The organism is Amycolatopsis sp. NPDC051903, from assembly GCF_044452505.1.
In the GTDB taxonomy this organism is placed as follows: Bacteria; Actinomycetota; Actinomycetes; order Mycobacteriales; family Pseudonocardiaceae; genus Amycolatopsis.
Window position 1 is genome coordinate 82,402 of sequence record NZ_JBITBT010000011.1, and the last position, 26,494, is coordinate 108,895.

25 protein-coding genes are annotated in these 26,494 nt (G+C 72.0%); 8 read left to right on the forward strand and 17 right to left on the reverse strand.

Annotated elements, in window-relative coordinates; translation table 11 throughout:
- Window positions 1-214 precede the first annotated feature (214 nt).
- Window positions 215-475, reverse strand: a complete 261-nt coding sequence (locus ACIA77_RS23780; RefSeq protein ID WP_395888140.1) for a hypothetical protein — start codon at window positions 473-475, stop codon at window positions 215-217.
- A gap of 115 nt (window positions 476-590) precedes the next feature.
- On the opposite strand from ACIA77_RS23780, the gene ACIA77_RS23785 reads away from it, so the two are divergent.
- A complete protein-coding gene (locus tag ACIA77_RS23785; protein WP_395888141.1) occupies window positions 591-1,736 on the forward strand; it encodes a carboxylesterase family protein in 1,146 nt (381 codons plus the stop codon).
- Window positions 1,737-1,739: 3 nt separating this feature from the next.
- Here the strand turns inward: ACIA77_RS23785 and ACIA77_RS23790 are convergent, their stop codons facing one another.
- The 3 genes from ACIA77_RS23790 to ACIA77_RS23800 all read right to left on the reverse strand — a co-directional run bounded on the left by ACIA77_RS23790 (window position 1,740) and on the right by ACIA77_RS23800 (window position 4,835).
- Window positions 1,740-2,999, reverse strand: a complete 1,260-nt coding sequence (locus ACIA77_RS23790; protein ID WP_395888142.1) for an RNA polymerase sigma factor — start codon at window positions 2,997-2,999, stop codon at window positions 1,740-1,742.
- 8 nt (window positions 3,000-3,007) lie between these two features.
- Window positions 3,008-3,352, reverse strand: coding sequence for a YciI family protein (locus ACIA77_RS23795; protein WP_395888143.1), 345 nt, complete (start codon window positions 3,350-3,352; stop codon window positions 3,008-3,010).
- A gap of 106 nt (window positions 3,353-3,458) precedes the next feature.
- On the reverse strand, window positions 3,459-4,835 hold the full coding sequence (locus ACIA77_RS23800; protein WP_395888144.1) for an MFS transporter: 1,377 nt from the start codon (window positions 4,833-4,835) through the stop codon (window positions 3,459-3,461).
- A 112-nt stretch (window positions 4,836-4,947) separates the two neighbouring features.
- On the opposite strand from ACIA77_RS23800, the gene ACIA77_RS23805 reads away from it, so the two are divergent.
- Window positions 4,948-5,793 carry an IclR family transcriptional regulator gene (locus ACIA77_RS23805; RefSeq protein WP_395888145.1) on the forward strand — a complete coding sequence of 282 codons (846 nt, stop codon included), beginning with the start codon at window positions 4,948-4,950 and terminating at the stop codon, window positions 5,791-5,793.
- A gap of 4 nt (window positions 5,794-5,797) precedes the next feature.
- Here the strand turns inward: ACIA77_RS23805 and ACIA77_RS23810 are convergent, their stop codons facing one another.
- The 11 genes from ACIA77_RS23810 to ACIA77_RS23860 form a co-directional block, all read right to left on the reverse strand.
- Window positions 5,798-6,997, reverse strand: coding sequence for an enolase C-terminal domain-like protein (locus ACIA77_RS23810; RefSeq protein WP_395888146.1), 1,200 nt, complete (start codon window positions 6,995-6,997; stop codon window positions 5,798-5,800).
- Window positions 6,994-7,893 (reverse strand): dihydrodipicolinate synthase family protein, encoded by a 900-nt coding sequence (locus ACIA77_RS23815; RefSeq protein WP_395888147.1) that lies wholly within the window; start codon window positions 7,891-7,893, stop codon window positions 6,994-6,996. The genes ACIA77_RS23810 and ACIA77_RS23815 overlap by 4 nt, the downstream gene beginning before the upstream one ends.
- A gap of 169 nt (window positions 7,894-8,062) precedes the next feature.
- A complete protein-coding gene (locus tag ACIA77_RS23820) occupies window positions 8,063-9,439 on the reverse strand; it encodes a PLP-dependent aminotransferase family protein (RefSeq protein WP_395888148.1) in 1,377 nt (458 codons plus the stop codon).
- A 24-nt stretch (window positions 9,440-9,463) separates the two neighbouring features.
- The gene (locus tag ACIA77_RS23825) at window positions 9,464-10,624 is read right to left on the reverse strand and encodes a mandelate racemase/muconate lactonizing enzyme family protein (RefSeq protein ID WP_395888149.1); all 1,161 of its coding nucleotides are present in this window, start codon (window positions 10,622-10,624) and stop codon (window positions 9,464-9,466) included.
- Window positions 10,621-11,985, reverse strand: coding sequence for an MFS transporter (locus ACIA77_RS23830; protein ID WP_395888150.1), 1,365 nt, complete (start codon window positions 11,983-11,985; stop codon window positions 10,621-10,623). The genes ACIA77_RS23825 and ACIA77_RS23830 overlap by 4 nt, the downstream gene beginning before the upstream one ends.
- A gap of 213 nt (window positions 11,986-12,198) precedes the next feature.
- Entirely contained in the window at window positions 12,199-12,924 is a 726-nt protein-coding gene (locus ACIA77_RS23835) for a universal stress protein (RefSeq protein WP_395888151.1), read from the reverse strand.
- Between the two features lie 22 nt (window positions 12,925-12,946).
- Entirely contained in the window at window positions 12,947-13,408 is a 462-nt protein-coding gene (locus ACIA77_RS23840; RefSeq protein ID WP_395888152.1) for an FCD domain-containing protein, read from the reverse strand.
- 287 nt (window positions 13,409-13,695) lie between these two features.
- The gene (locus ACIA77_RS23845) at window positions 13,696-14,238 is read right to left on the reverse strand and encodes a cysteine hydrolase family protein (RefSeq protein ID WP_395888153.1); all 543 of its coding nucleotides are present in this window, start codon (window positions 14,236-14,238) and stop codon (window positions 13,696-13,698) included.
- Window positions 14,239-14,242: 4 nt separating this feature from the next.
- Entirely contained in the window at window positions 14,243-15,565 is a 1,323-nt protein-coding gene (locus ACIA77_RS23850; RefSeq protein ID WP_395888154.1) for an MFS transporter, read from the reverse strand.
- A gap of 34 nt (window positions 15,566-15,599) precedes the next feature.
- Window positions 15,600-17,315 carry a hydantoinase B/oxoprolinase family protein gene (locus ACIA77_RS23855; protein ID WP_395888155.1) on the reverse strand — a complete coding sequence of 572 codons (1,716 nt, stop codon included), beginning with the start codon at window positions 17,313-17,315 and terminating at the stop codon, window positions 15,600-15,602.
- On the reverse strand, window positions 17,312-19,387 hold the full coding sequence (locus ACIA77_RS23860; protein WP_395888156.1) for a hydantoinase/oxoprolinase family protein: 2,076 nt from the start codon (window positions 19,385-19,387) through the stop codon (window positions 17,312-17,314). Before ACIA77_RS23860 ends, ACIA77_RS23855 begins: the two co-directional genes overlap by 4 nt.
- Window positions 19,388-19,546: 159 nt before the next feature.
- Here ACIA77_RS23860 and ACIA77_RS23865 point away from each other — a divergent pair, with 159 nt between their 5' ends.
- On the forward strand, window positions 19,547-20,266 hold the full coding sequence (locus ACIA77_RS23865; protein WP_395888157.1) for a GntR family transcriptional regulator: 720 nt from the start codon (window positions 19,547-19,549) through the stop codon (window positions 20,264-20,266).
- Here ACIA77_RS23865 and ACIA77_RS23870 read toward each other — a convergent pair.
- Entirely contained in the window at window positions 20,263-21,375 is a 1,113-nt protein-coding gene (locus tag ACIA77_RS23870; protein WP_395888158.1) for a pyridoxal phosphate-dependent aminotransferase, read from the reverse strand. The two genes, ACIA77_RS23865 and ACIA77_RS23870, sit on opposite strands and share 4 nt — an antisense overlap.
- Before the next feature lie 57 nt (window positions 21,376-21,432).
- A complete protein-coding gene (locus ACIA77_RS23875; RefSeq protein WP_395888159.1) occupies window positions 21,433-22,197 on the reverse strand; it encodes an IclR family transcriptional regulator in 765 nt (254 codons plus the stop codon).
- 144 nt (window positions 22,198-22,341) lie between these two features.
- On the opposite strand from ACIA77_RS23875, the gene ACIA77_RS23880 reads away from it, so the two are divergent.
- From ACIA77_RS23880 to ACIA77_RS23900, 5 genes are all read left to right on the forward strand, one after another.
- Window positions 22,342-23,061, forward strand: a complete 720-nt coding sequence (locus ACIA77_RS23880) for a CoA transferase subunit A (protein ID WP_395888160.1) — start codon at window positions 22,342-22,344, stop codon at window positions 23,059-23,061.
- Window positions 23,058-23,699: a 3-oxoacid CoA-transferase subunit B gene (locus tag ACIA77_RS23885; protein ID WP_395888162.1), complete on the forward strand. Its 642-nt coding sequence runs from the start codon at window positions 23,058-23,060 to the stop codon at window positions 23,697-23,699. The genes ACIA77_RS23880 and ACIA77_RS23885 overlap by 4 nt, the downstream gene beginning before the upstream one ends.
- Window positions 23,700-23,802: 103 nt before the next feature.
- A complete protein-coding gene (locus ACIA77_RS23890) occupies window positions 23,803-24,705 on the forward strand; it encodes an LLM class flavin-dependent oxidoreductase (protein WP_395888163.1) in 903 nt (300 codons plus the stop codon).
- A 124-nt stretch (window positions 24,706-24,829) separates the two neighbouring features.
- Window positions 24,830-25,582, forward strand: coding sequence for an SDR family NAD(P)-dependent oxidoreductase (locus ACIA77_RS23895; RefSeq protein ID WP_395888164.1), 753 nt, complete (start codon window positions 24,830-24,832; stop codon window positions 25,580-25,582).
- Between the two features lie 84 nt (window positions 25,583-25,666).
- Entirely contained in the window at window positions 25,667-26,395 is a 729-nt protein-coding gene (locus ACIA77_RS23900) for an alpha/beta fold hydrolase (RefSeq protein WP_395888165.1), read from the forward strand.
- Window positions 26,396-26,494: the final 99 nt, after the last annotated feature.

Below are 26,494 nucleotides of genomic sequence, written 5' to 3' on the forward strand. Positions count from 1 at the left end.
CCACCGAACGGGTGATGCGGCCGAGCCGGCGATGACACCGGCCCGGCCGCGACGGGGTCAGCGGCGGACGAGTTCGCGCCTCAGGTCCTCGCGCAGGGACATCGTTGACCGGAACGGCGGGAGGTCCACTGTGGTCGTTCGCGCGTCGGCTCATGCCCGCTCGAAGACGACTTCGCGGTCGAGTTCCGTGGTTGTTCCTTTCGGTGAAAACCGGTCAGCCGCCCAGGCGGCGGATCTGGGGACGCAGGGAGAAGGCGGCGACCGCCGCGAGGAAGACCGTGAACGCGCCCGCGAGGATGCCGGTGGCGGTCCGCCACCCGGCCGGTTCGAGGAGACCCAGCCACCGTTCGGCCAGTGAAGCGATGGCAGCCGGCGGGAAGATGAACGACCAGAACCCCACGGAGAACCGCAGTTTCCGGTACTGCGGCAGCATCATCACCCGCACGAGGACCACGAGCACGGTGAGATCGGCCACCGACTGGCCCACGGGATCGGCGGCGTACCCGCGCGAGGTGAATCAAGCCAGGCCGGCGACGGGCGAGCACGTGCACGCCGGTTACCTGCTGCCGACGGTCGCCCCGGGCTGATCGGTGCCGACGTCGCGCACGTGCCCGGTTTCCCGGGACTGGCGTGGGCCTGTTCGCCGTCGGGGCTTTCTTCTTCGTGGTACTGATGGCGATCGTCGTGCAGCGCCTGACCTTCCACGCCCCGCTGCCGGACGCACCGCAGCCCACCACCGCGATCCTGCTCGCCCCCCCAGAACGACTGGGGCACGGGATTGCTTGTCGCTCAACGTGTTCACGCCGTCGACCGCCGGGGCGCGGCCGGTGCTCGTGTGGTTCCACGGCGGCGGCTTCACCTCCGGCTCCGGCGGCATGCCCTGGTACGACGGCACCCGGCTCGCGAAGGAGGCCGACGCCGTCGTCGTCACGGCCAACTACCGGCTGGGCGCGCTCGGGTTCCTGGCCCTCGACGGGGTCGCCCCGGCGAACTTCCGCGTCGCCGACCAGCTCGCCGCGCTGGAGTGGGTGCGCGACAACGTCGCCGCGTTCGGCGGCGACCCCGCGCGGGTCACGCTCGGCGGCCAGTCGGCCGGCGCGCAAACGACGCTCGCGCTCTGGTCCGCACCGCGGGCGCGCGGCCTCGTGCACCAGGTCGCGCTGCAGAGCGCCCCCGTCGGCCTCGCTCCGCAAACCCCGGCCGAAGCCGCCGGCTGGGCGGGCCAGTACCTCGACGTCCTCGACTCGCCCGACCTCGCCACGATGCCGGCGGACAAGCTGCTCGAGTGCCAGGCGGCGCTGGCCAACCCGTTCCAGCTCGTCGCCGACGGCGACCTCGTCCCGAACGATCTGATCGCCGCCGCGCGCCCGGGCCGCGCCCTGATCAGCTGGACCCGCGACGAAGTCCGCGTCTACAACCCGGGCGCCCCCGAGGAAGACGTCGAGCAGGGCACCACCGCCGTCTTCAGCGGCGAACTCCCGCGGCTGGCCAAGCAGTTCGGCCCCGACGCCACGCTGTTCCGCTTCGACTGGTCCGCTCCCGGCAACCCGTACGGCGCGTGCCACTGCCTCGACATCCCGTTCCTCTTCGGCACCCACGACCGCTTCCCGAACGCCGCCATGCTCGTCGGCGCCCCCGCCGGCACCGCCGACGTCACCGACCTGCGCCGCGTCTGGACCGCGTTCCTCCACGGCGAACGCCCGGTGCTCGACAGCCCGTTCCTGACGGAGTTCTGAAGCTCAGTCGTCCGGCTGGGTGGTCACCTCCTCGAGCCGCCCGGCGAGGAACGCGCGCTCGACCTCGTTGCCGGTCATCGCCAGGGCCTCTTCGTACGCCGTGGCCGCTTCCGACCAGCGGCCGAGCCGGCGCAAGAAGTCGGCGCGGGCCGCGCTCAGGTACCCGTAGGTGCCCAGCGCCGGTTCGGCCAGCAGGGGTGACAGCGCGGCGAGCCCGGCCTCCGAGCCGTCCCGGAAGCCGATCGCGACCGCGCGGTTCAGCTCGACGACCGAGGACGGCCACAGCCGGCGCAGCACGTCGTAGAGGCCGACGACCTCCGTCCAGTCGGTGTCGTCCCACGTCGGTGCTTCGGCGTGCACCGCCGCGATCGCCGCCTGGACGGAGTACCTCGTCGGGCCCGCGCGGCGCAACGCCTCGGTCAGCAGCGCGGTGCCCTCCTCGATCTGCTGGGCGTCCCAGCGCGAGCGGTCCTGCTCGGCGAGCAGGACCAGCTGCCCGCCGGCGGAGAGCCGGCTGTCCCGGCGGGCGTCGGTGAGCAGCAGCAGCGCCAGCAAGCCGCTGACGTCGCCGCTGTCCGGCAGCAGCCGGTGCAGGGTGCGGGCGAGGTGCAGGGCACCGTCGACGAGGTCGGCGCGCACGAGCTGCTCGCCGACCGGCGCGGCGTGGCCGGTGGTGAACACCAGGTGCACGACTTCGAGGACCGCGCCGACGCGTTCGGGCAGGTCGCCGCGCGCGGGCACCCGGTACGGGATCCGGGCGCCCTTGATCTTCTTCTTGGCCCGTGTGATCCGCGCCGCCATCGTCGTGTCGGGCACCAGGAACAGCCGCGCCACTTCGACGGTGGACAGGCCGCACACCAGCCGCAAGGTGAGCGCCACCTGGGCATCGCGGGACAACGCCGGGTGGCAGCAGGTGAAGATGAGCCGCAGCCGGTCGTCGTCGACCGCCGAAGGCTCCGCCGCGTCCGCGGGCCCGGCCACGACGGCGTCCGTGACGAGCAACGGCAACGCCGCGCGGACCACCGACTCCCGCCGCAGGAGGTCCTTCGCGCGGTTGCGCGCGACGGTGGTCAGCCAGGCACCGGGCCGGGCCGGCACACCGTGCGCGGCCCAGCTCCGCAGCGCCTGGGCATACGCGTCCTGCGCGCACTCCTCGGCCAGGTCGAAATCGCGCACCACGCGCACCGCCGCGGCGAGCACACCGGCCCACTCGCGGCGGTGCGCCTGCGCGACCGCCTCGCCGACGTCGATGTTCTCGGTCACGGCGCGGGTCAGCTCGCCTCGCGCATCGGCCGGATCTCGACCCCGCCGTGCGCCGCCGAGACCTCGGGCAACCGTTCGGCCAACGCGAGCGCCGCGTCCAGATCGGGCGCCTCCAGCAGGTAGTACCCGCCGAGCGCTTCCTTGGTCTCCAGGAACGGCCCGTCGGTCGGTGTCGGGCCGCCGCGCAGGCTCGTCGCCATCGCCGTCGGCAGCAGCGCACCGCCGGCGAGGATCGCGTCACCGGCGGCCGCGGCGAACGCCGCGTGCCCCGCGTCGAGGTCCTTCCGCTCCTGCTCGGACAGCCTGTCCCAGATCTGCTCGTTCCCGTAGATGAGGAGCAGGTACTTCGCCATCTCGCACATCCCTCGCTCGGAGCCCGGTTCGGGCCCGCCTACCTGTACGACGCGCGAGCCGGGCGCCGATCGACACCCGGCCGCACGCCGACGGTAGGGGTTCGGCTCAGGTCCCGGAAGCGCGCCGCCCCGCCACTTCGGTTCGGACGGCGCCGGAGCCGAGCGCGTCCGGGGTGCGGGACCGGAACATCGGCAGCAGGATCACCAGGCCGCCGGCGGCCAGCAGCGCGGCGAGCAACGCGTTGCCGGCGAAGAACGAGCCGGTGGACTTCTCCAGGACACCGAACGCGTAGGGACCGACGAAGCCGCCGAGGTTGCCCGTGGCGTTGATGGCCGCGATGCCGACGGCGACCATCGGGCCGGTGAGGAACGACGAGGGCAGCTGGAAGAACGACGAGCCCACCGACCCCACCCCGGCCGTCGCCAGGATCAACCCGACCATCGTGAGGAGCGGGTCGCTCGTGGCGGCCGCGAGCACCACCCCGGCGGTGGCGACGAACATCGGGATCGCCGCGTGCCACCGCCGTTCCTGGCGGCGGTCGGAGTGCGCGGCCCACAGCAGCGACACGACGAGCGTCACCGCGGCGGGGATGGCCGAGAGCAACGACACCACGAGGGTCGAGAGGTGGTCGCCGTTGATGCTCTTGATGATCTGCGGCATGAAGAACACCAGCACGTAACCGCCGCAGTTCTTCGCGAAGTAGGAGAACGAGAGGATCAGGATCTTCGGGTTCGCAAGGCTGCGCAGCGGGCTGCCGTGGCGCGCGGGCGCTTCGTGCTTGGCCAGTTCGGTGGTGAGCCACGTCTTCTGCTCGGCCGTGAGCCAGCGCGCCTTGTCCGGCCGGTCGACGAGCACCTTCCAGATCACCAAACCGACCACAATGGACGGCAGGCCCTCCGCGATGAACAGGGCGCGCCAGTCTTCGAGCCCGAACAGGGCGTGGGGCCAGGCCGACATGATCGCACCGGACAGCGGCGGGCCGATCATGCCCGACAGCGACGAGCCGATGACGAAGAACGCCAGCATCTTCGCCCGGTCCCGCGGCAGGAACCACAGCGTGAAGTAGAAGACGACGCCGGGAAAGAGGCCGGCTTCGGCGATCCCCAGCAGGATGCGCATGAGGTTGAGGCTCACCGGGCCCTGGACGAAACAGGTCGCCGTGGCGACGAGACCCCAGGTGATCGCGATGCGGGCGAGCCACTTGCGCGCGCCGAAGCGCGTGAGCGCCATGTTGCTCGGCACCTCGAACACGAAGTAGCCCACGAAGTACAGGCCCGCGGCGAGGCCGTAGGTCGCCGCGGTGAGGCCGAGCGACTCGTTCATGCTCAGCGACGCGATGCCGAGGTTCGCGCGTTCCAGGTTCGCCATGAAGTAGGCGATGCCCAGCAGCGGCACGATCCGCCAGGCGATCTTGCGGGTGACGGTGCGGTGCATCCGCTGGTCCTCGGTGAGACCGGTCGGGGGCCGGGAGGTGAACGCCACGGTGCGCTCCTTCCTGCTCGTGCGGGGTGGGGGGACTGCTCGTGCGCTTCGGCGAAGCGCGCGTCGGGCGCGCCGGATGGGGCAGGGGCTATCCGGCGGATAGAATCCGGTCGTGTCCACCGATCCGACGCCGCCGGCCGAGAGCGGCCGCACGCCCACGCCGGTGAAGTCGGCCGACCGGGTCCTGCTGGTGCTGGAGTCGCTCGGGAGCCGCCGCGACCGGCCCACGCTGACCATGCTCAGCGAAGAACTCGGGATTCCCTTGAGCAGCCTGCACGGCCTGCTGCGGACCATGCAGAACCGCGGCTGGGTGGAAACCGACGAGACGGGTTCGCGCTACAGCATCGGTGTGCGGGCGCTGCTGATCGGGTCGGCGTACGCGCGGGAGGACGAAGCCGTCGTCGCGGCGCGGGCGGTGATGGACTGGCTCAGCGACGAGACGGGCGAAACCGTCCACTACGGCCGGTTGGAGGGCTCCGACGTCGTCTACCTCGCCAAGCGCGAGTCGAAGTTCGCCGTGCGGGTGCACTCCTCGATCGGGCAGCGGATCCCCGCGCACGCGGCGTCGCTGGGCAAGGCGATCCTCGCCGAACAGCCCGGGGACTTCGCCGTGAAAACGCTGACCTGGCCGCTGGTTTCGTTGACTCCCCACACGATCGTCGAGCGCGAAGCGCTGTTCGCGGACCTCGCGCGGTCGCGGGAGCGCGGGTACGCGGCCGAGCGCGAAGAGAGCGACACCGGTCTCGGCTGCGTCGCCGTCACCGTTGCGGGCACGGCTCATCTGGACGCCCTTTCCTTCGCTGTTCCCGTGGCCCGGCTCGAGGAGGGCCGGGTCGAAGAACTCGCCGGCCTGCTCCTCGAAGCCAAGGCGGTCCTGGCCGGGACGGCGACGCCCCGGGGTGCGCGATCACCCGAATTCCTGGGCAACCTCACAGCGCTCAACGACAAACGCGAGTGACGCGCTAGCTCTCGCCGATCACGTCGACGGTTTTCTCGATCCGGCTTTCGGCCAGCTCGATGCCGAACCCGTCCGCGGTCGGCAGCGCGAACGTCCCGCCGACCGGACGCGGCGGCGAGAGTTCGAAGTGGTAGCGGTTGGGCATCGACCGGAACAGGTATTCGACGCGCGGGCAGACCTCGGGCGATTGGCTGGCCACCACGTGCAGCGCGGCGTGCAGCCCGTGGCCGTGCGGGATCACCGGGACGCCGTACGGTTCCGCGAGCGCGCACATGCGCACGAGGTCCGTGACGCCCCCGCACCACTCGGGGTCGGTTTGCACCACGCTGATCAGCCCTTGCTGCAGGAACGGCAGCAGGTCCAGCCGGTCGTAGAGGTGCTCGCCGCTCGCGAGCGGGATCGTCGTCGACGAGCGCAGCTGTGCGTACGACGGCACGGCGCCGGGCGGGAACGGCTCCTCGAGCCAGTCGGGCCGCAGGTGCTCGACGCGCCGGCACCACGACCGGGCGTAGGCCAGGTCCCAGCTCATGAACGCGTCGAACATCAACGCCGAGCGGGTGCCGACGACGTCGCGCGTGCGTTCCACGAGGCCCACGTTGCGGTCCATCCCGTCGACGTCCTGGCCGGGACCGTCGGCGAAGAACCACTTCTGCGCGGTGAAACCCTCGTCGAGCAGCTGCGCCGCGACGCTCTCCACCTCGGCTCCGCCGTGCGCGGTGCCCAAAGTGCTGGCGTACGCGGGAATCCGCGTGCGCCCGGCCCCGCCGAGCAGCTGCCACACCGGCGCGCCGAGGAGGCGGCCGCGCAGGTCCCACAACGTGTTGTCCACCGCGCTGATGGCGATTTTGCGGGCCCCGTGGCGGGAGTGGCGGTTGGCTCGCTGCAGCAGATCCCAGAGGTACGTCGTCGCCATCGGGTCGAGGCCGAGCAGCGTGCGGGCGATACCGCCCTCGCGCAGGGCGCCGAGCACCTCCGGACCGAGCGGGCCGTAGCGGCCGGTCACACCGGCCGTGGTCCCGATTTCCAGGTACAGCGAGGTTTTCCGCGCGGTGCCGAGCGCGTTGGGCCGTCCGGTGAGCGTGGCGTGGTAGTCGTCGTAGACGCTGATCGGAAGGGACTGCGGCGCCGGCGCGGCCGACGGGTCGTTGTCGAGCGTCCCGTGGAGCTCGATCAGGCGCACGGAGGAGATGCGGGCGTCGATCACGCGACCACCGCCTCGGCGCCGTGGTGCGATTCGGCCCACCGCGTCGCGGCCTCGGCCAGTCCGCTGCCGCCGTCGAGCCGGCTGCGCGGCGACGCGATGCGGCCCAGCGCGGCCGCGGCGGCCTTGAGCCCGGGGATCGCCGGCTCGCTGAGGCCGTAGACGTCGAAGATCGCCATGACCCGCTCGTACAGCGCAGCCACGTCGGGGCTGCCCGCGCGCACCGCGGCGACGAGGGCGACGAGCAGGTCCGGCTGCAGGTTGGCGAGCCCGCTGATGGCGCCGTCCGCGCCCGCCCACATCGCCGCGGGGATGAGGTCCTCGAAGCCGGTCACCACGGCGAAGCCGGGCCGGTGCGGCCGGGTAGCGGCGAGCGCGGCGGTGATGGCCGTGATGTCGCGGACCGTGAGCTTCGCGCCCACGACCTGCGGTTCCTCGGCGGCGAGCCGCTGCAGGAGCGACGTTGGCAGCGGCTGGGCGGTGAGCGCCGGGAAGTCGTAGAGGACAACGGGCCGGTCGGTCGCGGCCAGGACCTGGCGGAAGTGGCCGGCGAGCCGGTCTTCCGGAACCTTCCAGTAGAGCGGCGGGAGCACGAGCACGCCGTCGACGCCCGCGCCCGTGGCCTGGGCCGCGAGCTCGCAGGTCTCCCGGGTCGAGAGCCCGCTGACGCCGGCGAGCACCGGCACCCGGCCGTCCGCCGCGGTCACCACGGTCTCCAGGATCGCGGCCCGTTCGGCGGGGCCGAACTCGGTGAACTCGCCCGTCGAGCCGAGCGGGACGAGCCCGTCGACGCCCCGGGAGATCAGGTCGGTGGTCAGCGCGGCGAGGTTGTCGTGGTCGACCGCGCCGGTCGCGGTGACCGGCGTCAGCAGCGCGGGCCACAGTCCGGATAACTGCATCAGGCTCCTTCACATCCATGAAGTCTCTTCACGTAGATGAAGAATAGCTGTCGCCGGGGCTGAAGCCAAGAGGTGTGCGCAGGTGGATCCAGGTGAATCGGTGCAGCCGGACCGGCCACAGAGGACCGCACGCGAAGCACCCGGATCCGTTGCCGCGCAAGGGGAACAGCTAGTGCCCCCGCAGCGCCGTCTCGAGCTTCTCCTCGGGGTACCAGAGCGGCAGGCTCAGGTGCGTGGCCAGACCGCCGAACGGGGAGAAGTGCTCGACCCCGCTCAGCGCCCGGACTCCCCCGGCTCTCAGCGCACTGCCGAGGGCGGCCGCGTCGGCGCCGGTGTCGACCCACAGGCCCGTGCCGCCCGAGGGTTCCGTCCACCGCCAGCCCGCCCGGAAGCGTTCGAGGACCCGCCGCGCGATCTCGTACCCGCGGCGCAGCTCCGCGGTCCGTGCGGCCCGCAGCTCGGGCAGGCGCCGCAACAGGTCGACGGCGACGAGCTGGTCGAGCACCGACGAGGTGAGGTCGATCGAGCGTTTCAGCTCGGTCAGCCGCTCGACGACCGGCGCGCTGCCGCGGATCCACCCGACACGCAGGCCGCCCCACGTCAGCTTCGACAGCGTGCTGACCGTGACCAGCTGGTCGAGTGGCAGCAACGCGCCGAGCCCGGGGCTGCGGGCGCCGTCGAAGAGCAGCTCGGCCGAGGAGGCGTCCTCGACGCAGAAGGTGTGGTGCGCCTGGAGGATCCGGGCGAACGCGCGCAGCGCCGGCGGATCCATCGTCAGGCCCGTGGGGTCGTGCACGACCGGCTGGCAGTAGACCAGCCGCGGCCGCCGGCGCGTGACGAGCTGTTCGACCAGGTCGAGCCGCAACTCCCCGTCGGCGAACGGAACCGGCAGCAGCCGGGTCCCGGCGCGGCGCAGCACGTCGAGCGTCCGGCGGCTCGTCGGATCCTCGACCACGACCTCGTCGACCGGCCCGATCAGCAGCTGCGCGATGAGCCACGTGGCCTGCTGCGCGCCGCCGGTGACGACGACGTTCTCGCGGGTCGTGGGGATGCCCAGCTCCGCGTAGTACTGCGCGATCGCGTCGCGCAGCTCCGGCAGCCCGGCCGGGAAGAAGCCGCCGGCCGCGACGTGGCCCATCAGGCGGCCGAGATCGATGCCCGCGATCGCCTCGGCCACGACCGGCAGGCCCGGCAGCGCGCCGCTCGCGATGTCGTAGGACGCCAGGGAATCCGGGCCGAGCACGGTCGCGCCGGGGTCCGCGAAGCCCTTCCGGCGCACCCGGCACCCGGAGCGCTGGAAGGACTCCACGACGTCGGCGGCCGCCAGTGCCTCGTAGGCCTCGGTGACCGTGCTGCGCGAAACGCCGAGCGCTTCGGCGAGCGTGCGCTGGGAAGGCAGGAGCGCCCCGTCGGCGAGGTGGCTGTCGGTGATCAGCTGGCTGATCCCGAGCGCGAGCGCGCGGGCCAGGCCGCGGTCGTTGCTCGGCCAGTCGCCGAGCAGCCGCGCGAGCCGGGCCGGTTCGATCCGCCCTTCCGACGGTGGCATGCGCTCCTCCTCCCGGCACGGTACCTACTGGTCGATCACGGACCCGTCGACGCTGAGGCGCGCCTTGACCGGCCGCGGCACGTACGGCACGCGCTCGGTCACGTCCGCCCGCAGCTTCACGCCGATGCCGGGACTCGCGTCGACCAGGAGGAACCCGTGGCCGTCGTACTCGGGCTGGCCGGTCACGATCTCCGCGCCGTCCGGGCGGTCGGCCAGCAGCGAATGCCACGTGCGGCCCGGGTACTCCAGCAGCGCGAAGTTCGGGATCGCCGCGGCGATCTGCAGCGACGCGGCCGTGAGCACCGGGCTGAGCGGGTTGTGCGGCACGACCCCGACGTGCTGCGCCTCGGCGAGCGCGGCGATCTTCTTCGCGCCGGTGATGCCGCCGACCATGCCCACGTTCGGCCGCACGAACTGCACCGCCGAGCGGCGCAGCAGCATCGCGAACTCCCAGATCGAGGTGAGCCGCTCCCCCGTCGCGATGGGCACGTCGACGCGGCTCGCGACGTACTCCATCTCGTCGAAGTTGTCCGGAGTGACGGGATCTTCGAGGAACTGCGGGCGGAATTCGGCGATCCCGACACCGAGCTGCACCGCCTCGGCCGGGGTCAGCCGCCGGTGGATCTCGATGCACAGGTCGACGTCGTCGCCGACCGCGTCGCGGTACGCCCCGACGGCCTCGATCGCGCGCCCGATCTTCGCCGCGTGGGTCGAGAAGTACGGCAGGGAGCGGTCTTCGTCGAGGAACGGCGTCAGATGCCCGACCGCCGTGAAGCCCTGTTCCTTGGCCGCCTTCACCCCGTCGACGAGCTCCTGGCGCGTCGTGCCGACCACGTGCTGGTACACACGGGCGCGTTCGCGCACGGCGCCGCCGAGCAGGGCGTGGACGGCAGCGTCGCGGTACTGGCCGGCCAGGTCCCACAACGCGATGTCGATCGCGCTGAGCGCGCCCATGATGTCGGCGCCGCGGAAGTGGAAGGCGCGGTAGAGGTACTGCCAGTGGTGCTCGATCCGCAGGGGGTCCTCGCCGACGAGGTACTCACCGAACTTCGTCACGGCCGCGGCGGCCGACTCGTGGAAGCCCCACGCGCCCGACTCGCCGAGCCCGACGAGGCCTTCGTCCGTGTGGACCTGGACGAAGAGGTAGCGGTCGACCAGGATCGGCTCGACCTTGGTGATCTTCATCGGGTGGCACCGTCTTTCGCGTATTCCGGCGCGGCGGCCGGGTCCGGGTCGTTCGCACCCGCCACCGCGGGCCTGGACAGGGAGATGCAGACGAAGCTGATCGCGCCGAGCACGACCATCAGCACGGCCACGGGCCAGTACGAACCGCCGGCCCAGTTCACGAGGCTCAGCCCCAGCACGGGGATCAGGCCACCGACCGCCGACACCGACTCGCGCGCCAGCGACACCCCGCTCACGCGGATCCGCGGCTCGAACATCTCGGTCAGGTAGGCCGCCTGGCCGGCGTTGTTGAGCTCCTTGCCGACGGACGTGCCGAGGATGAGCGCGAGCCAGATGACCACGGGCTGCCCGGTGTCGATGAGCCAGTAGAACGGGAAGGCCAGCAGCACGGCGAACGCGGCGGCGGCCAGGTAGATGCGCCGCGTGCCCCACCGGTCCGTGAGGTGGCCGAACAGCGCCACCGAGCCGATCCCGAGCGCCGAAGCGATGAGCAGGCCGGTCAGCACCGTCTGCTGGCTGACGCCGACCTGCTTGACCGCGTAGACGGTGACGAACACCGTGTAGAGGTAGCCGAGCGGCGGGTCCATCAGCCGCGCGCCGGCGGCCAGCAGGACCTGTTTCGGCGCTGTGCGCAGGAGTTCGGCCATCGGCACGCGCGGCTGTTCGCCGCTTCCCTTGACCCGCTGGTATTCCGGCGTGTCCTGCACCCGCAACCGCAGGAACAGGCCGACGGCGACCGGCACGATCCCGACGAGGAACGGGATCCGCCAGCCCCACGACAGGAGCGAGTCCTGCGGCAGGGTGCCGACCACGGCGAACGCGGCCGTCGAGAGCAGCATCCCGATCTCGGCGCCGACCTGTGCCGTGGACGCGAACAGGCCGCGTTTGCCGCGCGGCGCGTACTCGGCGCTCATCACCACCGCGCCACCGAACTCGGCGCCCGCGCCGAAACCCTGGCACAGCCGCAGGAACACGAGCAGGATCGGCGCCCAGATGCCGATGCTGCCGTACGTCGGCAGCGCGCCGATCAGCGTCGTCGCGATGCCCATCAGCACCAGCGTCGTGATCATCACGGCTTTGCGGCCGTGGCGGTCCCCGAGGTTGCCGAGCACCACCCCACCGAGCGGCCGCGCCACGAACCCCACCGCGAACGTCGCGACCGACGCGATGGTGCCGACCTCCGAACCGAGGTCCGGGAAGAACAACTTGTTCAGCACCAACGCCGACGCGAGCCCGTAGAGCGCGTAGTCGTACCACTCCAGGGCGCTGCCGACGATGCTCGCGGCCACGACCCGCCGCCGCATGGGCGCCCGTTCGTCGCGGGAGACACCGGGCTCGTCATGTGCACGTCGCGCATCCATTCATCTCATCCTCTCCATCAAGGACCGATGCGGGCACGACGGAGCAACGACCTCCCGGCTGCGCGTCCGTCCGACGTGGACGCCCGCTTCTCCGTCGACCGGTGCCACGGTGTACCAGGCGGCGAAGCGGGCGCCAGGCCAGTGCGGGCCATCTGGCCTGCCGGCAGTTCTGCCGAGTGGGGCCCGTGCGGGAAGTCCGCACCGGGCCCACCGTCACCGGCGAGGCCGTCCCCGGGCGCCCACGAGCAGTAGCGGTGCCGTGTGGGCGCGGCGGGTGAGGGTGCGGGCGCGGGGCGCCGTGGTGAGTTCGTAGGTCACCGGGACGTCCGGATAGGACACCAGCCAGTCGCCCAGTTCCGCGACGGCGAAGGCGGCGAGGTCGGCTGCCGGGGGCCGGGCTGTGGTGAGCCGCCACCAGGCGGTGGTGGTCTGCAGCACGTGCAGGCCCACTCCGGCCGAGCGGGCGAACCCGAAGGCGAGCGCCAGGTCGGCGGGACGGAGGTGCCGGGAGTCGAGCTCGAAGACCACGGGCGCGCCAGGCTCCGGCTCGCCGGCGAAGGCCAGCGGCCGGCCCGCGCCGCGCACGAGGCCGCGCACCGGAACGCCCGGGCCGGCGGCGACCACGATCAGTGCGGCGTCGAGTTCGGCGGCGCAGACGAGCAGTTCGCCGGCGCCGTCGGCGAAGTGGCCGAACACGTCGAGCGGGGGCAGGCCGGCGGTCGCCCGCGCGACCACCTCGTCGGCGCAGCTCTCCGGCACCAGGCGGACCATCCCGGCGGCCGGGTCGAGCGCGGCCGGCCACCAGGTCGTGGTCACGACCACGAGGTCCGCACCCCGGCTCGCGGCGGCGGCCGCGGCCCACGAGACCGCGGGCTCGGCCGCCGGGCTGCCGTCGAAGGCGACGACGACCGCGCCGCGAGCGAGTTCCGCACCGTCCACTTCCGCACTGGCTCCTTCGCGCTCAGGGACGCCCGGGTACCGGCGTCCCCTCCGTCCTCCGGGTTCGCTCCAGGAGCGACGCGCGCCGCGCGGAACCCCCGTGGCGGCGCATCGCGGCCGCGGCCGCCTCCGGGTTGCGGGTGAGGAGGGCCGGCAGGATCGCCCGGTGCTCGGCGAGGGAACCCGCTCGGGGGTGGTGCGCCGAGATGGTGCGGTACCGGCGCATCACCAGCGGGCACCGCAGCGTGTCATGGGTGTGTGCCGGCGTGGCTGCCATCTCCTCCAGGGTCCGGCGAAGCTCAGTGAGCTCGCACTCGGTCGCCCGCTCCGCGGCTTTGGCCGCCGGCGCCGCTTCCAGGGTTTCACGGGCTTCCAGGATGTCGGCGGCCTCCTCCCACGTGAAGCTCCGCGCGCGGACGCCCCGGTTGACGTATCCCTCCTGCGCCAGTCGTACCAGGACCGAGCGGATCGTGCCGCGTGACACGGCGAACCTGGCCCTCAGATCCGCTTCGCCTCAGCCGGCGTCCGAGAACCGGCCGACCGCGATGGTGCCGCAGTCCTAGGATCCGGCCGCACGTGGAACTGGCCGACGACGCGTCCTGCCGGCGGACAACACTGTCCAGCCTGGACGCCAAACCGAGCGGGAATCGTCAGTGGCCCGGGGCAGTCTTTCAAGCGGGCGTTCGGCTGGACCGCGACGGCGGACGGCCCGGATTACACCGACGTCCGCGGAGCCGGCCCCACGCCCGGCGACCTGACCGCAAGGCGGGACTACCGCCACTCGGCGCAGGACACCGTGGCGAAGCCGCGGCTCGGGAAGACCTTGTGCAGCAAGAAGTCGTGCACCTCGGGGTCCGCGTCGGCGCAGCCGTCGGAGAGCGTGGTGACCCGGTAGCCGCGGTCGGCAGCGTCGTAGCAGGTCGCCGCGACCATCGCGCTGGTGGCGACGCCCGCGACGGCGATCTCGGCCACCCCCCGCGCGCGGAGCACCAGATCCAGGTCGGTGCCGGCGAAGGCACTGGTCCGGCGCTTCAGCACCACCACGTCGGCTTCGTGCACCGGCAGAGCCAGCTCGGTGCCCGGTGCGCCCTCGTGGAAGCTGTCCCCGGCGTCGTAGAAGTACGCGAACGGCGTGTCGCCCGGCGGCAGGTCGGCACGGTTGACGCGGAAGGCCGTGTGGACGAACACGACCAGCGTCCCCGCGGCGCGGGCGCGGGGCAGCAGTCCGGCCACCGGAACCGCGACGTTCCGAGCGAAGGCGTACTGGTCGGTGATGCCGCGCTGGAGATCGCCCACGATGAGTGCGCTTGTCATCCCGTCAGCTTCCTCCGAGCCGCTCCACCCGGCGACCCGCGGTCACCAGGACGGCGAGTCCGGCGACCATGATCACCGCGATCGCCAGCAGGGCGTAGGTGAAGCTGCCGGTGGCGGTTTTGACGGCGCCGGTGAAGTACGGGCCGACGAACCCGCTGAGGTTGCTGACGGAGTTGATCAGCGCGATGCCCGAAGCCGCCGCCGTGCCGGTCAGGCCGATTGCGGGGATCCGCCAGAACTGCGGCATCGCCGTGTAGATCCCGGCCACCGACAGGCAGACCGCCACGATGAACAGCAACCCGTTGCCGGCGAACGTGGCCAGCAGCAGCCCCGCCGCGCCGACGGCCAGGGGAACCGCGGTGGCCACGACCGCGGACCGGCGGCCGGCGGAGCGCACCCAGGCCAGCATCGCGACGGCGGCCACGAGGTACGGGATCCCCGACAGCAGCACGCTGCCGATGTCCGCCGCACCACCGACGCTGTGGGTGATCGCCGTGATCATGGTGGGCAGGAAGAACGCGAGCGGGTACAGGCCGAAGACGATGGCGAAGAAGACGAGAGCGAGCGCCCAGACGCGGACACTGGTCAACGCCTGGCGCAAGCCGGTCAGCGCACCGTGGCCGCGCTGCTCTTCGACCTCCGCGGCCATCGTGCGCTCCAGCGCGGCCTTCTCCTCGTCGTCCAGCCAGCGGGCGCGCGACGGCCGGTCGGGCAGGAACGAGAAGATCAGGATCCCGATGACGATCGTCAGCGCGCCCTCCACGAGGAACAGCGACCGCCAGCCGGCGATCCCGAAGAGGTCCTGACCCCACGCGAGCAGCGCGGCGGCCAGGGGCGAGCCGACGATCGAGGACACGGGGATCATGAGGAAAAACGCGGTGAGCGCCCAGGAGCGCTGCCGCTTCGGGAACCAGTACGTGAGGTACAGCAGGATCCCGGCGGCCAGGCCCGCCTCGGCGAAGCCGAGCAGCAGCCGCGCGAGGTAGAGCGTCGCGGCGGAGTTCACGAAGGCCGTCGCACCGGTGACCAGGCCCCAGGTGAGCATGATCCGGGTGATCCACTTCCGGGCGCCGAAGCGCCGCAGGGCGAGGTTGCTCGGCACCTCGACGATGATGTAGCCGATGAAGAACAGGCCCGCGGCGAGGCCGACCTGACCGCTGTCGAGGTGCAGGTCGCGTGACATCGGCGCCGCGAGGTACCCGAGGTTGGCGCGGTCGATGTAGCTCATGACGTAGGCGACACCGATCAGGGGGATGATCCGCACGCCGATCTTGCGCCAGGTGCGCCCGGACACGGTGGCGGGCGTGGTGCGCGCAGGAGTGGTCATCGCGTTGTCCTTTCTGGACCAGGAAGAGGGTTCGTCAGCGGACCGGCTCGCGCAAGGCGCTCGTGGCGGTGTGGTCGACGGTGCCGTCGGCGGCGATCGCGACGCCGTAGTCCCGAGTGGCTCCCTCGTGGGTCACCTTGCCCTCGAGGACGTCGTCGAGGACCCGCTGCGGGTCGCGCGTGAACGGGTCGCCGTGGCCGCCGCCTCCGGCGGTCACGTGGCGGTGCCGGGTGCCGGCCGTCATGACGAGGTGGGGTTTGGAGCTCAGCACCCGCTCACCGGGGCCGCCGGGATCGAGGACGTTCAGCGACGGGGTGCCCTGCGCTCCCCCGGCCAGGCCGTAGGGGAGGAACTCCCGCCGGTCCGAGCGGATCTGCACGCTCGCCTCGGGCGCGAGGACCGTCAGGTCGCGGAAGGTGGCGAGCCCACCGCGGAACCGGCCGGCGCCACCGGTGTCGGGCAGGTAGCCGTACCCGTCGATCCGGACGTGCCCGGACCGCTCCAGCTCTTCGACCGGTGTGTTGGCGAGGTTGGCGCCCAGGGGACTGATGCCGTCGACGCCGTCGCGGTCGGGCCGCGCACCCCACGCGCCGCACAGGATGTCCCACAGCACGACCGTGTGGCCGTCGGCGCCGGTGACACCGATCGCCATCGAGTCGGGGCCACCGTCGCCGGCAGCGGGGACGCGGTCGGGGAACACCGGTGCCAGCGCGCCGAGGACGGCGTCGATGATGCGGTACGCCACCAGGCCGCGCGCACCCCGGGCGGCCGGGCGCCGGCCGTCGAGGATCGAAGCCTCGGGGATGACGAAGGTGAAGGGCCGGTAGAAGCCGCTGTTGGCGGGGATGTCGCGGGCGAGCGCGCCTTGGACGGCCGCGTAGGACGCGGAACGGGTGAAGGACGCTGTGGCGTTGAGCGCGGACGCGACTTGTGCGGACGACCCGGTGAAGTCCAGCTCGATCCCGGCGTCCGACAGCGTCACCTTGACGCGGAAGGGAATCGGGCCCGAGCCGAGGCCGTCGTCGTCGATGTGGTCGGTGAACTCGTAGCTGCCGGGCACCGCTTCGGCGAGCGCGGTGCGCAGCAAGGCCTCCGAGTAGTCGAGAAGCTCCTCCACCAGCCCGGTGAGCCCGCCCGCGCCGTGCCGGACGGCGAGGGCGCGCAGGCCCTCCGCGCCGGCGTGACAGGCGGCGAGCTGAGCTTCGAGGTCGCCGCGCAGCAGCTCCGGCTCGCGGACGTTGCGGAGGACCACGGTGAGGAAGGTCTCGTTCAGCTTGCCCGCGTCGACGAGCCGCGACGGCGGGATCTGCACGCCTTCGGCGAAGATGCTCGTGGACTGCACGGCCATCGACCCGGCCACCCAGCCGCCGACGTCCGCGTGGTTGACCACGGTGACGGCGAACCCCAGCAGGTCCGCGTCCGCGAACACGGGGGCGACGGCGAAGATGTCGGGCAGGTGCATGCCGCCGCGTGACGGGTCGTTGAGCAGGTAGACGTCCCCGGGCCGGATCGAAGCACCGAACTCCGCGAGGACCGCGTCCATCGCGTCCGGAATGGACCCGAGGTGCACGGGGCAGGTGTTCGCCTGGGCGATCACGCGCCCGCCGGCGTCGCACAACGCGGCGGAGAAATCCATGCTGGAGGCGACGATCTGGGAGTGGGCGGTGCGCACGATCGTGATCGCCATTTCGTCGGCGACCCCGGTCACGGCGTTGCGGAAGACCTCGAAGGTCACGGCGTCGCGGATCATTTCGCACTCCAGGTGATGACGATGTTGTGGAACCGATCGCGGTGCGCGTGGGCGCCGGGCGGCACGAGCGTGGTGGCGTCCATGTCCTCGACGACCAGCGGCCCGGCGACCGGTTCGGGTCCCAGGTCGAGCCGCCGGATCACCGGCGTCGCCACGGTTTCGGCGAACCGGCATTCGCGGGTGCCCGGCGCCCGGCCCGAATCGGCGGGAAGCCGCAGCACGTCTTCGAGGGCTACGCGGCTCGGAAGGATCCCCCGGACCCGGAGGTTCACCAGCTCGACGAGGTCGTCACCGGCGGCGCGCCCGTAGGTGCGTTCGTGCTCGGCGTGGAAACGCGCGCGGGCCGCGGCGAGCAGGTCCTCGGTGAGAGCGCCGTCGTCCAGGCGGACTCGCAGCTCGAACCGCTGGCCGCGGTAATGCAGGTCGAGCAGCCGCTCGATGACCGCGTCCGCACCGAGTTCCGCCGTCACCTTCGCGGCGAGCCGCTCGAACTCCCGCGCCAGCGCGGTGAGTCCGGCGAGTTCTTCGCGGTAGGGCGCGACTTCGTGCAGTTCGGTGTCGGCGACGAGCAAGCCGAGGCTGCTGAACAACCCCGGGTGGGCGGGCACCAGCACGGTCGAGATCCCGAGCTCACGAGCGAGCTCAGCGGCGTAGAGGGGCCCCGCGCCGCCGAAGGCGACCAGGGTGGCCTCGCGCGGATCACGCCCCCGTTCACTCGTGACCGCTTTGACGGCCGTCGTCATGCTCGAGACCGCGACTTCGTACGCGCCGCGCGCGGTGTCGGCGACGGTGCGGCCGAGGCGTTCGGCCACCGGGGCCAGCGCTTTGCCGGCCAGGTCGGGGTGGATCGCGACGCGGCCGCCCGCGAGCGCTTCGGGGCTGAGGTAGCCCAGGGTCACGTTGGCGTCGGTCAGGGTGGGCAGCTCACCGCCCTGTCCGTAGGACGCGGGACCCGGCCGGGAGCCGGCGCTGGCCGGGCCCACGTGCAACGCTCCGGCCGGGTCGACGTCGATGATGCTGCCGCCGCCTGACCCGACCTCGGCGATGTCGATCGACGGGGTGCGCACGGGGTAACCGGCACCGGAACCCAGGCCACGCGCGACGTTCATGCCCCCGCCGACTTCGTAGTCGGCCGACACGAACGGCTCGCCGTGCTCGATCAGCGACGCCTTCGCGGTCGTCCCGCCCATGTCGAAGGCGACCACGGCCGGCAGGCCCAGCAGCCGGGCGAGCTGCCGGACCGCGGTGACCCCGGCGGCCGGGCCGGACTCGATGATCTGCACGGGACGCTGCGTCACCGCCGCGGCGTCCAGCAGTCCGCCGCTGGACTGCATCACCAGCAGCGGCGCGTGCACCCCGCTGTCGCGCAGCTCGGTTTCGAGCCGGGTGAGGTAGCCGTGGACGGTCGGGCCGACGTAGGCGTTGACGGTCGCGGTGCTCGTGCGTTCGAACTCCTGCGGTTGCGGGGAGATGTCCACCGACGCGGTCACGTAGACGCCCGGCAGCTGTGCGCGCAACAGGTCGGCGACGCGACGCTCTTCGTCCGGAACCAGGTAGGAGTTCAGCAGGCACACCGCGACGGCCTCGATGCGCTCGGCCTGAAGCCGCGCGGCCAGCCCGCGCACCTCGGCCTCGTCCGCGGCCGGGGCGAGCTGCCCGTCCGCGGTGATCCGCTGCGCCAGCTCGTAGCGGTGCCGGCGGCGGGCCAGCGGCTCCGGCTTGACCCACGACAGGTCGTACAGCACGGGGCGGCGCAACCGGCCCAGCTCCAGCACGTCGCGGAAACCCGCGGTGGTCACCACGGCGGTGCGCGCGCCGTTCATCTCCAGGATCGCGTTCGTCGCCACCGTCGTGCCGTGCAGCATCGCGGCCACTTCTCGGGGTTCGGCGCCGGCTGTCGCCAGCACGCCGGTGGTGGCGGTGACGACGCCCGTGCCGTACTCGGGCGGAGTGGACAGCACCTTCATCGGCACGACCTCCCCCGCGGGGCCGAGTGCGATCACGTCGGTGAACGTGCCCCCGATGTCGGCGCCGACGCGCCACCCGGGACGAGGTTCGGAACTGGGAAGCACTGGGGTCTCCTTCACGGTGTCCGGCGTCTGGATGCACAGTAGGGAGCCGTTAAGATATTAGCAATCTCTAGCTGAGATATTTTTCGTTGCCATGATGTACGCCAGGCGCCACGCGCAGGTGTACCGTTTCAGGAACCGCGCCGGACCGAGGGAGCACTGTTGCGCTACGAGCCCGACCTGATCCGGGAGCACCCGCCCGCGAGCAGCCTCATGGAGAACGCCTACCGGCGGCTGAAGCGGGAGATCATCGAGCTGGACCGCCCACCGGGCGCGAGCTTCACCGAGCTGGAGGTCGCGACCGCGTTCGGGCTGAGCAAAACCCCGGTGCGCGAGGCGCTCGCCAGACTGCACCGCGACGGATTGGTGCGCCCGCTGCCGCGCGCCGGTTACGTGGTTTCGGCCGTCACGCTCGGCGACGCGACCGACCTGTGCGACATGCGCGCCCTGCTGCAGTCACAAGCGGCCGCGCTGTGCGCGGAACACGGACTGTCCGAAGCAGACGGTGCCCGGCTGGCCGAGCTCGCCGTCGACACCGACGAGGACCAGCTCGACGGTCCGCACTTCGAAGAGCGGTTCAGGGCCAACTACGAGTTCGAGTCCATCATCGCGAACGGCAGCGGAAACAACCGCCTGGCCGCGGCGACCGTCGGCGTGCTCGACGAGATCGAGCGGATCTTCCGGCTGGGCATCCGGCTGGACCCGGCGATGCCGCCGGCGCGGATCCGCGAACGGCAGGCCATCGTCGAGGCCATCGCGGCGCGTGACGCGGACGCGGCCCGGGCGGCGATGCAGCGCCGGACCGCGTCCGCGCGGCGCGAGATCGTCGGCGCGCTCGCCGCGAGCCGTTCGATCACCCACGCGGAAATCGCGGTGCCCTAACGCCTTTCGTCACGCACCAGCGCGGCCAGCTGCTGCCCGGCCTCCGCCAGGTCGGCTTCGGTACCGCCGTAGAGCAGGCGGGCGTGCGCGGCGGGCCCCTGGAACGCGTCACCCGCGATCCCCGGCACGCCGTGGCGCAGCAGGGCCTCCTCGAGGTCGCGGCCACGCAGGCCGAGCACCGAGAAGTCGGGGAACACGAAGATCCCGGCGGACGGGCGCACGACGGACAGACCCGCGGCCTCGATCGCGTCGCAGAGCAGGTCACGGCGACGGCGGAACGTCGAGAAGACGACGTCCAGCCAGTCCTGCGGGCCGGTGAGCACGGCGCAGGCTGCCGCCTGGGGCGCGTCGCCGACGTTGATCGCGTCCCATTCGAACGCGCGGTGCACCCGCTCGAGCAGATGTGCCGGCGCGTGGACGTAGCCGATCCGCCACGGGGTGAACGCGTAGTTCTTGCTCAGGCTGGTCACCGTCACCAGGTCCGGCCACTCCTCGCGCAGGCACTGCTGGGGCGTGTAGCCGGGTCCACTGTGGACGTAGCGGGCGTAGGACTCGTCCGACACCACGAGCAGTCCGCGCTCGGCCGCGAGCGCGAGGATCGCCGACAGCTCGTCCCGCGCCGGGGTGTGGCCCGTCGGGTTGACGGGATTGCAGAGCAGGATCGCGCGCGTCGCGGGAGTCACGGCCGCGCGCAGGGCGGCCAGGTCCGTGGCCCACGAGTGGTCCGGCCGGCTCGGCACGTAGACCGGCCGCGCGCCCGCCATCCGCACCACGCCGTCGAAGAAGTACGTCGGGGCCGGCACCACGACCTCGTCACCGGGTGCGAGCAGAGCCCGCAGGACCACGCTCATCCCCTGCTGGGCGCCGTGCGTCACCAGCACTTCGCGGTCCGGATCGACGACCAGCCCGAACCGGTCACCCAGGTGGGCGGCGAGGATCCGCCGCAGCTCGGGCCAGCCCCGCGACTGGCGCGGCAGCACCCGCCCGGCGACCTCCCGGACCGCGTCGAGCACGTGCCCGGGCATCGGCAGGGCCGGCACCCCGGGCAGGGGTACGGCGGATCGTGCTCGTGCGCGTTCGGCCAGAGCCAGGGCCGGCAGCCGCTCCATCTCGCCTCCTAGTATCTCAATTTCTGGAATTAAGATACTAAGCGCACGGCCGCGTGGCTACCCTCCGGCCGAGCCGAGCTTCCCGGTGAGGTGGTGGGCTTCCCGCAGCAGCAGCGCGCCGAGTTCGGCCCGGCGCTGCTCGGGGAAGCGGAACTCGACGCCGGTGATGGTGAGGGCCCACGCGGGGGCGCCGGCGCGGTTGAACACGGCGGCGGCCAGTCCCCAGCTGCCTTCGACGACCAGGCCGGGGTTGAGTGAGTAACCCGCCTCGCGCGTCCGCGTGATCCGGGTACGCAGGGCGTCCGCGCCGTGCTCGGGTCCCCACTTGGCGGTGAGGTCGGCGCGGGCCAGGTAGTCGTCGATCTCGCGGTCGGGCAGCATCGCCAGCACGACGAGTCCGGCGGAGACCACGCCGAGGGGGAACCGCGCGCCCTCGTAGAGCACGAACGAGCGGATCGGGAAGCTGCCGTCTTCGCGCACCAGGCACACGGTTTCGTCACCGCGGCGCGCGGAGAAGAACGCGCTCTCCCCCGTCGCTTCGGCCAGCCGGTGCACGCTGGCGCGCGCGTGCTCGGTCACGTCGTAGCGCTGGGCGGCGACCTCCCCGAGCAGGTACAGCTCCGGGCCCAGGTGCCACTGCCCGCTGCGGTGCTCCCGGTCGACGAACCCCTCCTCGGCCAGCGCCGTGAGCAAGCGGTGCGCGGTCGGGCGAGCGAGCCCGGCGGCACGCGCCACCTCCGACGTGGTCGAGCCCTCACCGTTCGACAGCGCGCGCAGCACCGTCGCCACGCGGCCGATGAGGTGGGCGGGCGGGTTCGTCATGAGCCCAGCTTACGTTCACTCAGTGAACGCCCCGACAAGCAGCCGATTACCACGTGAGAGCTTCGAGCCGAGGTGTTGACGCCGTGCTCCGCGGTGAATTGGGGTGTGCTGATCGATCGTTCAGTGAACAGGAAGGAGCGTGCCTTGCCGACGATCTACGGCAGCGCCGCCGAAGCGATCGCCGACGTGTTGAGCGACGGCATGACCGTCGCCGTGGGCGGGTTCGGCCTCAGCGGCATCCCGGCGGACCTCATCGAAGCGGTGCGGGACTCCGGGGTGCGCGACTTGACCGTGGTGTCCAACAACATGGGCGTCGACGGACTGGGCCTCGGGATCCTGCTCGAGAACCACCAGGTGTCCAAAGTGGTCGCTTCCTACGTCGGGGAGAACAAGCTCTTCGCGCGGCAAGCGCTCGCCGGTGAGCTCGACGTGGAACTGGTGCCGCAGGGCACGCTCGCCGAACGGCTGCGCGCGGGCGGCGCGGGCATTCCGGCGTTCTACACACCCACCGGCGCCGGCACCCCGGTCGCGGAAGGCAAGCCGCACGCGGAATTCGACGGACGGACCGCCGTGCTCGAACGCGGCATCGTCGCCGACCTGTCGCTCGTGCACGCCGGCACGGCCGACCCCGCCGGCAACCTGACCTACCGGCTCGCCGCGCGCAACTTCAACCCCCTCGTCGCCGCGTGCGGGCGGATCTGCGTGACCGAAACCGAGCACCTGCTCGACGAGTTCACCGACCCCGCCCACGTCGTCACCCCCGGCGTGTTCGTGAACCGGCTGGTCGCCGCGCGCGACCGCGAAAAGCCGATCGAAAAGCGCACCGTGCGCACCGTGCGCACCGAGGAGGTGGCGCACGCATGAGCTGGACCCGCGACGAGATGGCCGCCGTCGCCGCCCGCGAACTGCGCGACGGCGACTACGTCAACCTCGGCATCGGCATCCCGACCCTGGTCGCGAACCACGTGCCCGACGGCGTCCGCGTGACGCTCCAGAGCGAGAACGGCATCCTCGGCCTCGGCCCGTTTCCCCTCGAAGGCGACGAGGACGCCGATCTGATCAACGCCGGCAAGCAGACCGTGACCGTCGCACCCGGCGCCAGCTTCTTCGACTCCGCCACGTCCTTCGCCATGATCCGCGGCGGGCACATCGACCTGGCTCTGCTGGGCGCGTTCCAGGTCGCGGCCAACGGCGACCTCGCCAACTGGAGCGTGCCCGGCACCCTCGTCAAGGGCATGGGCGGCGCCATGGACCTCGTCGCCGGCGCGAACCGGGTCGTGGTCCTCACCGACCACGTCACGAAAGACGGCGCGCCGAAGCTCGTCTCGCGCTGCACACTCCCCCTGACCGGCGCCGGAGTCGTCGACCGCATCATCACCGACCTCGCCGTCCTCGACGTCACCCCGGCCGGGCTGCGGCTGGTGTCACTGGCGCCCGGGGAAGACGCCGCGTCGGTCCGGGCCCGGACCGACGCCCCGGTGCTCCCGGCCGTGCCCGCGTAGTCCCGTGCCACGGCGCGGTGAACACGTTTTCCGCGCCGTGGCGGGGCTTCCGCGAAGCCTGGTCGACGAGGCCGGAACGGCTCCCCGGCCGTAAGATCGAGTCGTGAGGTATGCGATTGCGATTCCGCAGTACTACTCGGACGGTTCGTTCGATCCCGGCGCGTTCCGGGAGTATCTGACGCGGGCGGAGGAAGCGGGTTACCACAGCGCGTGGACGCAGGAGGCCGTGTTCGGCCGGCGGCCGCAGCTCAGCCCGATGGAGGCGATGACCTTCGCCGCCGCGTGCACCGACACGCTTCGGCTGGGCTGCACGGTGTTCGTCTCCACCCTGCACATCCCGGCGCAGCTGGCGAAGAGCACCGCCAGCCTGGACCAGCTGTCGCGCGGCCGCCTGGAGATGGGCGTCGGCTCCGGCGGCAAGAACCGCCCGTACGCCGCGTTCGGCATGCAACCCGACCGCTACCTGGCCCGCTTCACCGAAGGCGTCGAACTACTGAAGGCGCTCTGGACCCAGGAAACCGTCGACCACGACGGCGACTTCTGGCAGCTGTCCGGCGCCGGCATCACGCCCCGGCCCTTCCAGAAACCCCACCCGCCCCTGTGGTTCGGCGGCAGCGGCCCGAAGGCCCTGCGCCGCGCCCTCAACCTCGGCACCGGCTTCTTCGGCGCGGGCTCCACCCCGACCGCCGCCTTCGCCGACCAAGTCCGGTTCGTCCGTTCGGAGAACCCCGGCCCGGACTTCGAAATCGCCAAGCGCGTCTACGTCGCCATCGACGCCGACGCCGCGCGCGCCCGCGCACGCGTCAACGCCGAACTCACCGCCCTCTACGGCGGCCTCTCCCCCGACGTCGAGGCCGCCACCATCGCCGGTACCCCGGACGACTGCGTGCGCGCCGTCCGCGAAGTGCAGGCCGCCGGCGCGGAGCTCGTGCTGTTCACACCGCTGTTCGACCAGGCCCACCACGCGGACCTGATCGCGAGGGAGATCATCCCGGCGCTCAGCTGACCATCCCGGAGTCCGCCGTTGTGGCTGTCTACAACGGCGGCCACCGGATGGGCTGTACCCGGGAGCGAGCGCGTGGTTTCACTGGAGGACGCCAACGCAGCTACCCCGTCCCCGGAGGTCGGAGATGACTTCGACGAACACTGTCGCCCTCGTTACCGGTGCCGCGCAGGGCATCGGGCGCGCCACTGCGATCCGGCTGGCCCAGGACGGTTCGCACGTGGTGTGCGCGGACATCCAGGACTGCGCGGACACCGTGCGCGACATCAAAGCCGACGGCGGTTCCGGCGAGGGCGTGGTGCTGGACGTGCGCGTCGCCGCTGCGTGGGCGGACGCGGTGGGCGACGTGCTCGGGCGCCTCGGCCGGATCGACTACCTGGCCAACGTCGCGGGCGTGGTGAACATGATCAGCGAGGATTCCGTCGTCGGGCTCACGGAGGAGGCCTGGGACGACGTCATCGGCACCGACCTCAAGGGGCCGTGGCTCGGCATGCGTGCCGTGATCCCCGGGATGATCGAGCGCGGCGGCGGCCGCATCGTCAACATCTCCTCGCTCGCCGCGCTGCGGGGGCTGCCGAACCTCGCGTCCTACAGCGCCGCCAAGGGTGGCGTGGCCGCGCTCACCCGGCAGGCCGCGTTCGAATACGCCGAGCGCAACATCCTCATCAACGCGATCGCGCCCGGCACCATCGACACCCCGATCCTGGCCGACATCACCCCGGAGATGAAGCAGGCCAACGCGAACGCCCACCTCATCCGGCGGCTCGGCCGGCCCGAGGAGATCGCGTCGATGGTCGCCTACTTCTTCCGCGAGGGCTCGTTCCTGACCGGGCTCGTCTACGCCGTCGACGGCGGGTGGTCCGCGAAGGGCAACTTCTGACCGAGCCCCGGCGACGCGGTCCGGACCTCACCGTCCGATCATGTGTTATCTCTATCCGAGAGAACACGGTGAGGAGGAGATCGCGTGTCACGCTCCGTCGTCCTGGTTCACGGGTCCTGGCACGGTTCGTGGTGCTGGGACCCGCTGGTTCCGCTGCTGACCGGCGCCGGCCATCGCGTGACGGCGGTGGACCTGCCGGGCCGCGGCGATGCGGCGCGCGTGGGCCGCTTCGGCCTCGACGACTTCGCGAACGCCGTCGTCGAGGCGGTGCGGGCGGCGGGTGAGCCGGTGACGCTGGTCGCGCACAGCATGGGCGGCGTGCCGGTGAGCCGAGCGGCGCAGGAGATCCCGGGGCTGATCAGCGGCCTGCTGTACGTGGCGGCCTTCGTGCCCGGGAACGGCCAGACCTTCGGCGACCTGCTGGCCCTGCCGGAAGTCGCCGGGTCGCTGACCGCGCACCAGGTGCGGGACCCGGAGACCGGAACGTCGACGATCCCGCCGCAGTACGCCCGCGAGGCCTTCTACGGCGATTGCCCGCAAGAGATCGCCGACGCGTTCGCGCAGCGGCTCGTGCCCGAGACCCGGGCGTTGCTCACCCAGCCGGTCCCCCAGACCGCGGCGGGAATCGGGACGGTGCGCCGGGGGTACGTCGAGTGCTTGCGTGACCGCGCCCTTCCCGTCGCGGCGCAACGCGTGCTGCACCGCGCCGCGCGGATCGAGCCGGTGTTCACTGCGGACAGTGATCACTCGCCGTTCGCGTCGCGGCCGGCGGAACTCGCCGCCCTGATCGACGAGTTCGCCGCGGCCGCGTAGGACAGCCAAGCCGCCGACCGACACAGTCCCATCTGCTATCACTGTGTGATACCTTCGAATCGGGATCTCAGGGAGACCGCGAACGCCGGTCCCGGCACC